The sequence below is a fragment of the Agrobacterium rubi TR3 = NBRC 13261 genome, from assembly GCF_000739935.1.
In the GTDB taxonomy this organism is placed as follows: Bacteria; Pseudomonadota; Alphaproteobacteria; order Rhizobiales; family Rhizobiaceae; genus Agrobacterium; species Agrobacterium rubi.
On the sequence record NZ_BBJU01000045.1, the window covers coordinates 1 to 11,651 of the forward strand.

10 protein-coding genes are annotated in these 11,651 nt (G+C 54.9%); 1 reads left to right on the forward strand and 9 read right to left on the reverse strand.

Translation table 11 applies throughout. The features are described from left to right. Positions 1-420: 420 nt before the first annotated feature. The 6 genes from RRU01S_RS24775 to RRU01S_RS24800 all read right to left on the reverse strand — a co-directional run bounded on the left by RRU01S_RS24775 (position 421) and on the right by RRU01S_RS24800 (position 9,387). On the reverse strand, positions 421-1,788 hold the full coding sequence (locus tag RRU01S_RS24775) for an alpha-glucosidase/alpha-galactosidase (RefSeq protein ID WP_045232911.1): 1,368 nt from the start codon (positions 1,786-1,788) through the stop codon (positions 421-423). Between the two features lie 19 nt (positions 1,789-1,807). Further along, positions 1,808-3,475 carry an ABC transporter ATP-binding protein gene (locus tag RRU01S_RS24780; RefSeq protein WP_045232912.1) on the reverse strand — a complete coding sequence of 556 codons (1,668 nt, stop codon included), beginning with the start codon at positions 3,473-3,475 and terminating at the stop codon, positions 1,808-1,810. Between the two features lie 12 nt (positions 3,476-3,487). Further along, positions 3,488-4,618 (reverse strand): ABC transporter permease, encoded by a 1,131-nt coding sequence (locus RRU01S_RS24785; RefSeq protein ID WP_045232913.1) that lies wholly within the window; start codon positions 4,616-4,618, stop codon positions 3,488-3,490. Between the two features lies 1 nt (position 4,619). Continuing rightward, complete coding sequence (locus tag RRU01S_RS24790) at positions 4,620-5,627, reverse strand: ABC transporter permease (protein WP_045232914.1); 1,008 nt, start codon at positions 5,625-5,627, stop codon at positions 4,620-4,622. A gap of 105 nt (positions 5,628-5,732) precedes the next feature. Then, entirely contained in the window at positions 5,733-7,826 is a 2,094-nt protein-coding gene (locus RRU01S_RS24795; RefSeq protein ID WP_412674305.1) for an ABC transporter substrate-binding protein, read from the reverse strand. A 94-nt stretch (positions 7,827-7,920) separates the two neighbouring features. Further along, entirely contained in the window at positions 7,921-9,387 is a 1,467-nt protein-coding gene (locus RRU01S_RS24800) for an alpha-glucosidase/alpha-galactosidase (RefSeq protein WP_045232915.1), read from the reverse strand. 185 nt (positions 9,388-9,572) lie between these two features. On the opposite strand from RRU01S_RS24800, the gene RRU01S_RS24805 reads away from it, so the two are divergent. After that, entirely contained in the window at positions 9,573-10,463 is an 891-nt protein-coding gene (locus RRU01S_RS24805) for an AraC family transcriptional regulator (protein ID WP_045232916.1), read from the forward strand. Positions 10,464-10,651: 188 nt separating this feature from the next. Here RRU01S_RS24805 and RRU01S_RS26310 read toward each other — a convergent pair whose 3' ends face one another. The 3 genes from RRU01S_RS26310 to RRU01S_RS26315 all read right to left on the reverse strand — a co-directional run bounded on the left by RRU01S_RS26310 (position 10,652) and on the right by RRU01S_RS26315 (position 11,396). Beyond that, a complete protein-coding gene (locus RRU01S_RS26310; RefSeq protein WP_158006421.1) occupies positions 10,652-10,795 on the reverse strand; it encodes a hypothetical protein in 144 nt (47 codons plus the stop codon). 35 nt (positions 10,796-10,830) lie between these two features. Beyond that, complete coding sequence (locus RRU01S_RS25720; RefSeq protein ID WP_045232917.1) at positions 10,831-11,115, reverse strand: YciI family protein; 285 nt, start codon at positions 11,113-11,115, stop codon at positions 10,831-10,833. 83 nt (positions 11,116-11,198) lie between these two features. After that, positions 11,199-11,396, reverse strand: a complete 198-nt coding sequence (locus RRU01S_RS26315; RefSeq protein ID WP_439644734.1) for a hypothetical protein — start codon at positions 11,394-11,396, stop codon at positions 11,199-11,201. Positions 11,397-11,651 lie beyond the last annotated feature (255 nt).

Genomic DNA, 11,651 nt, shown 5'->3' on the forward strand with positions numbered 1-11,651 from the left:
ATATCACGCCGCCGACCAACCCGAACAACACTGCCGCCGCTTTGCGCCAAGGCTTTGAGCGTCTGAAAGCAGCTATGATCGCCAAAGGCGCTACGTTTCCTGCAGATCCACCCAACAAGGTCCGCGAGCGAATGAAAGCAGCCGGATTAAAGGTTGCTGAGTGACTGAAATCGGCTTTTGGACGGCATGGTGATAATAATTGCGACATCAAGGTTGGACGTACTGCTTACCTTGCGGCTCTTTATGCGTATCGAACCAACGACACCTTAGTTCACCTTGGCAACACTGAACAACCTGGGAGCAAAGTTAGGCGTTTGATGTCGCGTAAGAGGCCGTTCCGCGACAAGATTTTGCGCAAATCACGAGGAGCACAAATCGCGGCATTAAATGCGCCGCGACTCGAGCAACATCAAGAGGAAACTATGCCGCTTGCTTCGGCTTAAACTGGGTCCATTCCGGCAACCAGTCGCGATGCGCAGCCAGCAAATCCTCAACGAGCGCCCAGATTTGATCGAGATCGAGTTCTGCTGCCGTATGCGGGTCGAGCATGGCTGCGTGGAAGATATGTTCCCTGTTTTCCGTCATCAGTGCGGCAACTGTCAGTTCCTGCACGTTGATGTTGGTGCGCATCAGTGCCGTCAGTTGCGGTGGAAGTTCGCCGATGAAGGTTGGTTGAATGCCGTTGTTGTCGACAAGGCACGGCACCTCTGCGGCACAATTTGATGGTAGCGAGGTGATGCAGCCGTTGTTGCGAAGGTTGCCGTAGATGACGGACGGCTCACCGGTCCAGACCGAATTGATAATCGAAGAAGCATATTCCTTCGACTTCTTGACCTCGATCTTATCTGCGGAACGATAGGTCTTCGCTTGGCCTTTCCACTTCTCGATTTGCTCGATGCAGCGTTTGGGGTACTCGTCCAAGGGAATACCGAACTTTTTAATGAGATCGTCGCGCCCCTCTTTGATGAAGTAGGGTGTGTACTCGGCAAAATGTTCGGAACTTTCGGTCACGAAATAACCCAGGCGGGTCAGCATCTCATACCGCACCTTGTTCACGCATCGCGGATTCAAGCCGGGTTTCGGTGCGCGGCCTTCCCGATAGGCGCGAAGAAGGTCGGGATAAAGATTACGGTAACTGCCGTCCGGCTGGCGATGTTCGAATTCCAGGAAGAACGCCATGTGGTTGATACCGGCGGAACGATAACGGATTTCCGCGTAGGGAACATCGAGGTCTTCTGCCAGTTCCATGGCCGTTCCCTGCACGGAATGGCAAAGCCCGACCTGCCGGATTGTTGGGTATTTTTCAGCAATCGCCCAGGTGTTGATAGCCATCGGGTTTACATATTGCAGCATGATCGCATTGGGGCAGACGGCGAGCATATCTTCGCAAATTTTCCACAAATGCGGCACGGTGCGCAGGCCGCGCATGATGCCGCCGACGCCGAGCGTATCTGCAATGGTTTGGCGCAGGCCATATTTCTTGGGCAGTTCAAAGTCTGTGACCGTGCAAGGCTCGTAGCCACCGATCTGGAATGCAACCACGACGAAATCCGCGCCGCTCAGTGCCTTGCGTTGATCCGTATGGGTTTCGACGGTTGCCTTGGCGCCCAAGGTTGAAATCAGCTTGTTGGCAACGATTGCGCTTTCTTCCAGCCGTTGCGGATTGATGTCCATGAGGGCAATTTTTGCACCGGAAAGCGCTGGCCGTTGCAGCACATCGCCGATGATGTTTTTCATGAAAACCGTTGATCCGGCGCCGATGAAGGTAATCCGTGGGTCTTTTGTCATGTCTGTCTCCGATAGCAATTCAGGCGATTTCGAATGCGGCTTTGACGAGCCGTTGCGTGTAGGCGGTCTGGGGATTTGCCAATACGTCTTCCACTGGCCCTTCCTCCACGATCCGCCCATTTTGCATGACGATGACGCGGTGGCAGAGGGCTCGCACCACTTTCAGATCATGCGAAATGAACAGGTAACTCAGGCCTTTTTCATCCTGCAGCTTGTGCAACAGGGCTATGATCTGCGACTGAACCGAAAGGTCGAGTGCCGATGTCGGCTCATCCAGCAGGATGAATTCCGGCTCCAGCGCAATGGCGCGCGCAATCGCGATGCGCTGGCGCTGGCCGCCAGAAAACTCATGCGGAAAACGCGAGAGAATATTGGTTGGCATGCCCGAGGCGGACAACGCATTGCAGACCCGCTCCAGCCGCTCGGACTTGGTCGCTCCCAGCCCGTTGACAACAAGTCCTTCCTCGATGATCTGACCGATGGTCATGCGGGGATTGAGCGAGGAAAACGGGTCCTGAAAGACGACCTGCATGCGTGACCGCAAGGGCCGCATTTCAGCCCGTGACTTGCCATGGATCGGCTCATTGTCGAACAGAATACGGCCGTCCTCCGGCTCATTGAGCCGCAGCAGCGATTGTCCGAAGGTCGTCTTTCCCGACCCGGACTCCCCCACGATACCGAGCGTTTCGTGTCTGCGAAGGGTCAGCCCCAGACTGTCGACGGCAATCAATTCCTTCAGCTGCGGCTTGAACAGGCCGCCATGTCGCAACATGAAGGACACGCGCACACCGCTCGCCTCCAGCAGGACGGTGGAGCCAATTGGCAGTGGCCGGGCATGCCCCTGCGGTTCTGAATCCAGAAGTTTTTTGGTGTAGGCGTGTCGTGGATTGGTGAAGATGTCTTCCGTCGTATTGTGCTCGCGCACCTCACCATGCTGCATGACGTAAACATAGTCCGAAAACTTCCGAACGATGGTCAGATCGTGCGTGATGAGAACGACGGCCATGCCGCGCGCCTGTTGCAATTCCCTGATGAGGTTGAGGATTTGCGCCTGTACCGTCACATCCAGCGCCGTCGTTGGCTCATCGGCAATCAGCACGTCAGGGTCGTTCGAGAGCGCCATGGCGATCATTACACGCTGGCGCTGCCCGCCGGACAGTTGATGCGGATACTGCTTCAGCCGCGCTTCCGGGTCTGGAATATGGACCTGCTTCAGCAGTTCCAGTGCCCGTGCCTCAGCCTGCTTGCGGCTCATCCGGTTGTGAACGCGGATGGCTTCAACGATTTGGCTTCCGATGGTGTAAATCGGGTTCAGCGAGCTCATAGGCTCCTGGAAAATCATCGCTAGACGGTTCCCGCGCATCGCCCTGCGCGCACGTTCCGGTAATTTCAGGATGTTCTTGCCGTCATAGGAAACGGAGGCTGTGTTTGAAACGACAGCTCGCTTCGACAAAAGACCCATGACGGTTCTTGCCGTTACGGATTTGCCGGAACCGGATTCACCGACAATCGCTATGGTCTCGCCGCGATAGAGCTGAAACGATACGCCTTTTACCGCTTCGACCGTTCCATGTTCGACCTTGAAATTGACTGCGATGTTACGCGCGTCGATGATCGGCGCATCTTGGCGTGATGCATCATCGAAGCGTATCTCGGGCGCAAAGGATGCCAGCGAGGACGTCACCATTTCAGTTTCCTCTCAATAGGGATCGACAGCATCGCGCAAGCCATCGCCAAGCGCGTTGAAGGCAAAGACAGTCACCAGCACGAACCCGACGGGCGCCAATATCCAGGGATAGGAACCGATGACCGAATAGGTCGCCGTATCCTGCAACATCAGCCCCCACGAAATCAGCGGCGGTTTGACGGCAAAGCCAAGGAAACCAAGGAAGGATTCCAGCAGCACAACACTTGGAATATGCAGCGTAACGGCAACGATGACGTGGCTCATCACATTGGGCAGAATGTGCTGGAAGATGATGCGCCTGTCGGTCGCGCCAATCGCCATAGCGGCCCGCACATAATCGATCCGCGCCAGCGCCAAGGTTTTGCCACGCACTTCACGCGACATTTGCGCCCAACCCAGCGCCGACATGACGACCACAACGAATGTCAAAAACACGTTGGTCGGGGCGGTGACAGGAATGAGCGATGTCAGCGCCAGATAGAGCGGCAATTGCGGGAAGGCGAGGACGATGTCGACGAAGCGCTGTACCCACGCATCCAACGCGCCGCCAAAGTAGCCAGATATCAAGCCGACACTGGTGCCAATGACGGTCACGATGAAGACCACGCTCAGTGCTATAGCCAAGGAAATTCGGGAGCCATGGATGGCACGAGACAGCACATCGCGACCAAACTTGTCCGTTCCCAGAAAATGCACGGTTTGCCCATCCACGGAACCGAAGAAATGCGTTTCCATGGGAATGATGCCGAACAGATTATAGGGCGCACCCTTTACGAAAAAGCCGAGATAGAGGGGATTATCGTAATTCGGTCCGACAATGGGCTGGAACGTGACAGGGTCAAGCTCTTCCGTTTCCGCCATCGCGTAAACACGCGGCCAGATGCTGAAAGTACCGTCTTTATCCGTGAATCTAATGCTCTGTGGCGGTGTAAAACTGGCACCCGTTTCGTTTGGATCTGCTGGCGCGAAAAAATCGGCAAAAACGGCGATGAAGATAAGGAGGACGACCAGAACCAACCCCACCATGCCGGTGAAGGAGCGCCGCAATCGGCGCCAGACAAGCGCTATATAAGTTTCGTTTGCGCGCTGTTCTGGAGCGCTGACGACCTGTTCCTGGCTCGCCGAACTGTTGATGGCAACCATCTCAGGCCCTCCCGAATTCGCGCACACGCGGATCAAGCAGAGCAAGCAAGATATCTGCGATGATGTTGCCGATGATGAGCGTTGCAGCGAGAACCATCATGAAAGTTGCGGTAACATAGACGTCGCCGACGGCCATGGAGCCAACGATCGCGGGACCGACGGTCGGCAGCGCGAAGATAATGGCCGTTTCAATTTCGCCGGTCAGCATATAGGGCAACACAACACCCTGATACATGACAAGCGGATGCAGCGCGTTGGGAACAGCGTGCCGCATGATGACGGCCCCTTCCGACAGCCCTTTGGCGCGGGCCGTTTCGACATATTGCGCGTTGAGCGTATCCAGCAGATTGCCGCGCATCACGCGCATATTGTAGGCCAAACCCCCGAATGTAGCGATGGCAACGACCGGCCAGACGTGGCTGACGAGGTCAACGAACTTTGCCCACGACCAAGGCGCACCGCCATATTGAGGGGAAAAGAAGCTGCCGATTTCGGCGACATTGAAATGGAAGACCATCAGGTAGACCATGATCAGCGCCATCAGAAAGCGCGGGATCGTCATGCCAAGAAATGCGATGGCCGACAGGATATTATCGACCCACGAATATTGCCGTGTCGCCGCCAATATCCCGAAGGTTATGCCGAGTATGGACGCCAGGATATGGCAGACCAGAGCTAGAAGCAGCGTGCGCGGCAGGCGTTCACCGACCACTTCTGAAACCGGCTTGTTGTAATAAAAGCTGTAACCAAAATCGCCGCGGGTGACGATACCGCCGATCCAGTTGAAATATTGAACCACGATAGGCTTATCGAGACCGTGTTCGACCCGGTATGCCTGCGCTTGTGCTTGGGCCTGTTCGAACGACGCGCCACCCTGGTTCATCAATTGAGCGCGAATATAGTCTGCATAGTCACCGGGCGGCGCCTGGATGATCGCGAATGTCACGATACTGAGGATCAGCATCACGGGTATTGCCGAGCCGAGGCGGACGAGAAAGAACCTGAGCATAATAAAATATCTCCCTGCATTGCGGCCCCGGTTTATGATCGGTTCCGCTTTTCTCCCGCCGGCCGCGCTTCACGCGCGACCGGTCATGGTGTCTCCGGGAGGGAGCTAGTTGATAGGGCCTTTATCACCCGGTTTGCCGGGCAGTTGTTGGGGGAAGAGCTCGTATTTGCCCTGTTTATTGGTCGCGACCCAAAGGCGTTCGCGAATGACGGCATCTTCCGCCCAGTTGAACATGAAGATCGGCGTTCCCTGCGGTACGTTGGAGAAACGCTTGTTGATGATCAGCGCTCCGGGATACTCGGTCAGACCAATCGTGTAGAGATTTTGCGTATAGACCTTCTGATATTGCTTCATCAGATCGACCCGTTCCGCATTATCCTGCGAGGCAATGAAGCGGTTGACGAGATCGACCATTTCTTTTTCAAACGGCATCATATCAACCTGCTTTCCTTCCGGTGCGCGGTGGTTCCAGCTGGTGCGCGGACCAACCGGTGCAAGCTGTTCGGTGTTCTGCACCACAGAAGCAAGTTCTGTCGTATTGCGGCGGACCAGCCAATCGAACCTGCCGCCGTAATGCGCCGCATCGCGCTGGTTGCCATCGAGAGAGTTGACCACCACCCGCAGACCCAGCTTTGCCATCTGGCCAACCAGACCTTCTGCAAGGCTCTTGTCTGTCGTGTAGGTGTTGTTGACGAGCAGAACGATCTCGACATTCTTGCCGCCAGCCGTGCCAGCCGGAAAATTGACGAAGCCATCGCCATCCGTGTCCTTTAGCCCAACCTTTGCAAGAGCGGCCCTTGCCCCTTCGAGATCGTAGGGGTAATAAACAGTCGAGTTGCGGTCATAAAAGCTCGTGCCGGATGAAATGCCGCCAGGATAAATCGCGGTGAATGGACCTTTGACCAGCGAGTCTCCGACAGCCTTGCGATCAATGGCTGATGTCACCGCCTCACGGAAATCCTGATTGCGGTTCAGCTCTCGAACGGCCTGTTCCCGCTCATCGGGCGAACCCCAGCCATTGGCCGAAAAATTCATTTGTAGATTATAGCCGATCAGACGCGGACCGAAAGCAAGTCTTGCCGGGGCGTTTTCATCAGCAGCACGCTTGAGCGCAGCCACGAAGTTTTCCGGTTGCTCCAGATTGGAGAAATCGCCAGAGCCGGCCACCGCCTGCACATCGCGATCAGCCCAGGTGGAAAGCTTGTAGTGAATTTCGTCGATATAGGGCAATTGCTGGCCCTTCTCATCGACTTTCCAGTAATAGGGGTTGCGGCGCAGGACGATAAGGTCATCCGGTCTGTACGACACCGGCGCCCACGCACCCATGACCGGCATGTTCATATATTCCGGTGGGAAAGCATTCTTGAACTGATTATAGGTGTTTTTCGAATATTTCGGGTGTTGCGGTTTTAGAATATGTGCTGGCCCCGGGCAGAAATTCGGATAGGCCATGGTGTAGAGATACTGCTTGGGAAAGGCGCTCTTGAACGTCCATTCAACCGTGTAATCATCGATCTTGGTGAGGGTCGTACCCTCTCCAAAGGCTTCCGGTGACGCACCGCAACCAAGCGGCGACACATTCGGGTCGATCACGCCATCTTCCCAGTAGAACATGATGTCTTCTGCTGTGAAGGGCACGCCATCAGACCATTTGGCGCCTTTGATCAGGTGCATCGTCAGCTTGTGGCCATCCTTCGACCACTCCCAGCTTTTGGCGAGATTGGGCAATGGCTCGGTGTCTTTGGCATCCACCTGAAACAATGGTGCGGTACGCGTCAGGCATTCCGACAACGCGATATCGATGCCGCCCCAGCCTTGTGTCTGGCCAGCCATATAGTTCCAGCCTTCTGGACGGCCACCCACAACATGGCGCAGAGTGTCGCCGTACACGCCGATACCGTCGGGCATATTTTCGGTCTTATAGACCATTGGCTCTTCCGGCAGCCGCTCTTTGAGCGGCGGCAATTTGCCGGTTTTTTCGAACTTTTCGGAAACCCAGTCAGGTTCCGAGTAACTGGGCAGGGCCTTGAACCCCAGAATGGAATCCGGCTCCACATATTTTATCTTGCCTTCAGCGGGAAATTTCGCTGGTTCAGGCGGTGCGGATGTTTGAAAAGCGTGGGCATTCATCGCGATTAGCGAAACACCTAAGCTAAGGCAAGCGCTCAAGAAAATCTGGCGTTTATGTTGCATCGTCATGTCCTCCCATGGCGCGACAAGGCACGCCCTCCCTGATAGTTCCCGGAAACGAGCAGTACCGGCGCCTCCTCGCGCAGATACTGCCGCACATACATCAAACGGCTTTTTTCAATGCCGCTTTTTCGGCCCGCAGTTCTTCGATCGACCTGACATTGCGTCGTGCAGCGCCCGTCCAATCGCTTGTTTTGACGGTGGATCGGGAAAGACGATCCTTCGCTGCTGGCACGGCATGCGCATATTGCGGCAACCAGCGCGCTTGCGCGACCACCATTTCGTCCACCATCTGCCAAACCTCTTCCGGTGTCGATACCGCACCAACCAGAGGGTCATGCAGGACAGCGAGTTTCAGAAGGTCGATATCGCCGTTGACAGCAGCGTGCACCGACATGCGCTGAACGTTGATGGATGCCATGCATGTGGCCGCACAGGCTTCCGGTATCGTGATGCCGGAAACCATGTTGATGCCGAAGCGATCCACGAAGCCGGGCGATTCGATGATCGCATCCTGCGGCAGGTTGGTAATGACGCCGTTATTCTTGACGTTGAAGTGGCCGCGATAGACACGCCCCGTTTCCAGCGCTTCGAGAATATGGCTGGCATGTTCATTCGAACGTCTGGCCGGATCAAGAGGCTTCGACGCCGATTTCAGAAACTGTGGAAATTCCGTTTCGAACCAGTTGCGGGTCTCTGTCGAGTGCCGCAAATAACCGCCGGTTTCGCCGTGAATCCAGTCAGACATATCAATCCAGCGGCCAATTTCATCCGGGCGCTTGCGATACCATGGCAGGTATTCCGACAGGTGCCCATTGCTTTCCGTGGAGTACACACCAAAGCGCTTCAGCACATCGATGCGCAGTTTTTCCTGTTGAGAAAAAACCGGATGCGCTTCAAATCCGGCAATCAACTCGTCCTTGCCGATCTTGCGACCATTCAGCTTCAGATCGACGAACCATGTCTGGTGGTTGATGCCGGAGCAGATGTAGTCCAGTTCCGAAACGGATTTCGCCCCCAGAACCTCTGCAATCTGCTCGGCGCCATGCTGAACGCCGTGGCACAAGCCAACCGTATCCACCTTGCCATATTCAATCGCCGCCCAGGTATTCATGGCCATGGGGTTGGCATAGTTCAGGAACTTGGCATCGGGTGCCGCGACCTCGCGGATATCCTTACAGAAATCCAGGATGACCGGAATGTTGCGTTGGCCATAAAGAATACCACCAGCGCAAATCGTATCGCCGACACATTGGTCGATGCCATATTTCAACGGGATGCGGATATCATCCGCATAGGCTTCCAGACCGCCAACCCGAACGCAGCTGATGATGTATTTTGCACCTTGCAAAGCACGGCGGCGCTCGGTCGTGGCCGTGACCTTTACCGGAAAACCATTGGCCTCCACGACGCGATCAAGGATCGCTTTGATCATCTCAAGATTATGCTGACTGATATCGGTCAGCGCGACTTCCACATCGTGAAACTCCGGTACGCACAAAAGATCGGTGAACAGTTTTTTCGTAAAACCGACACTTCCTGCGCCAATGATAGCGATTTTGAAACTCATGTGGGCACCTTTGTTTGCGAAAAGAATGCGAAAGCCGGATCGGCAACGTCGTTATCGGGGAACAAAGAAAAATCGGGCAAAAGCCGGATAATAAGGATTTTTCTCTGTAACCTCCCGATAAGCCTCTCCTCGAACCGGGATTATGCTGATAAAAATTACGGGGGCCAGAGAAGGATTATGCTTTTATGGGTAATTTTGTGCTGCAAGATTTGATCGATCAAGGGCCTGCCATGCGGACTGTGTCTTTGCCGCGCGGCAGGCAAACATTGCACACCATGCCCACCAGCAGCGGTTACGAAACCCGCCATGGGGGCGGTTATGATTGGGATGGTCGAAAGCGCGGACAGACGCCCTTTACCGTTCTACAATATTGCATAAGCGGCCAGGGAAACCTGCGATATGAGAACAACACCTACCGCATCGGACCGGGTGAGACGTTGCTTCTTTTAATGCCCCATAACCATCGCTATTGGCTGGAAGAAGGTGGCCGCTGGGAATTCTTCTGGATTTCCATGAACGGGGAAGAAGCCTTGCGGATTCATCGCGATATTCAGGCCGTGACCGGGCCTGTCATAAAGCTCCAGCCAGACACGGTGGATCATCTTGCTCTTTGTTGCTCGCGTCTCGTCAATGGCGCGGAGACGCCGGGAGCAGCCTCCGCTGTCGCTTATGAAGCGGCAATGGTCCTTTACGACGATGTGTTCGGCTCTCATCCGTCATTCGGTGGCGAATATCGCACCATGCAGCAAGTGCTGAGTTACATCGATAGCCATCTGGACAAGAGCCTTTCCGTCAATGATCTCGCCGCTGTTGCCGGTCTCAGTCGCGCCCATTTTTCCCGTATTTTCGCTGCCAATGAAGGCCTGCCGCCTGCCGAATTCGTTCTACAAAAACGGCTGCGGCGTGCGGCAAAACTTCTGACGACGGCAGCAAACATGCCCATCAAAGAAGTGTCTGTGCGCTGCGGCTTCGAAGACCCGAACTACTTCTCAAAGGTCTTTCGGCGGCTTTATGGCATCAATCCGAGCGAATTTAGAAGCACCGGCATGTATTCAAGCGTGCGATCACGACAATAATAAATGTAAACGCGTTCGCTGCGTGAAACTCGGTCGTGAATGCTTCACTTTGGCGGATACTGTCGTAGAGAAGTGGCGAGTTGAGAAACCCGTTGGTAGCAGAACAGTTTCTGCCTTTCTGTTCGCAAGCTTACGACTTGAACTTTAACCGAATGCAAGGTTTGCCTGGTGGAGCATCCTCAGACCTATCACTTTGGGTCAGCGACGCACCGTGGTGCAAACTTTTTCAACGGCTTTTGGACATCATCGATTTGATAACCGCAATGGGCGCTGCCTGCATCCGCCAGCCAATGGCAAATTTGTTTCCAAGCCAGTAAAAGCTTTTTCTTCATCTTGCCTCCTCCTCAAAGACAGACCCGTTACATGGTCAACGAGAGTTGCCGATTGTCGGCTTCCATTCAAAGACGTTCACCCGGTTATAGACACCATTGATCACGAATGGATCGCCAGCGCTGAACGCGTGCATGTCATCGAGGGAACCGACTTCGGCGACGACCAATCCTCCTGTCACCGCTCCCACTCCGTCGTCGATCGGCCCCGATTGTAACACATCAACTCTGCCCGATCGCAGGTATCTTCTATGATCTTCGAGATGCTCCAACCGCGCTTCGGTCTTTTGCGGATCGGACAGTGCAATACGGATGGCAAGCATCGGTTCGGTTCCTTCTGGTTATGCCCGTTTAACGGTCTGGTTGAGACGACTGCGCGCTAAGACATCATGATACGTCGATCCCTTCAGTCACCTGTCGGGCGCTCTCCGGTATTGGCGCGTTCAAGCAATTCCTTGAGCGCTGTATGCTCAAGAGGGCGCGGGTTCCAGTAGGCATTGGACATTGCCTGTTCGACCGCCGCTTCGACGCCGTCTACTGGCATGCCGAGATCTTTCAGTGACATGGTTGCGCCGAGACGGTTGGCCAGATCGTAGAGCGCAATGGCGGGGTCTCCGCCGCCGAGCGCCTTCGATAGCCAGCGAGCCTACAGGTGCATGGCGACATTGCCACCATCATGGCATCCATGGAGGTTCTCGATTTGATGGAGCAGCAGTTTGTCGCTGCAGCAGGCAACGATTTGATGGCGTGAATTGCATCTGGTGAGATCGACACGGGGGCCAAACGCAAAAAGCTCCTCGACCAGTATGGTGAGGAGCTTGAAAGCAAATATTTGGAATGGGAGAAGTTACAAGTTTGG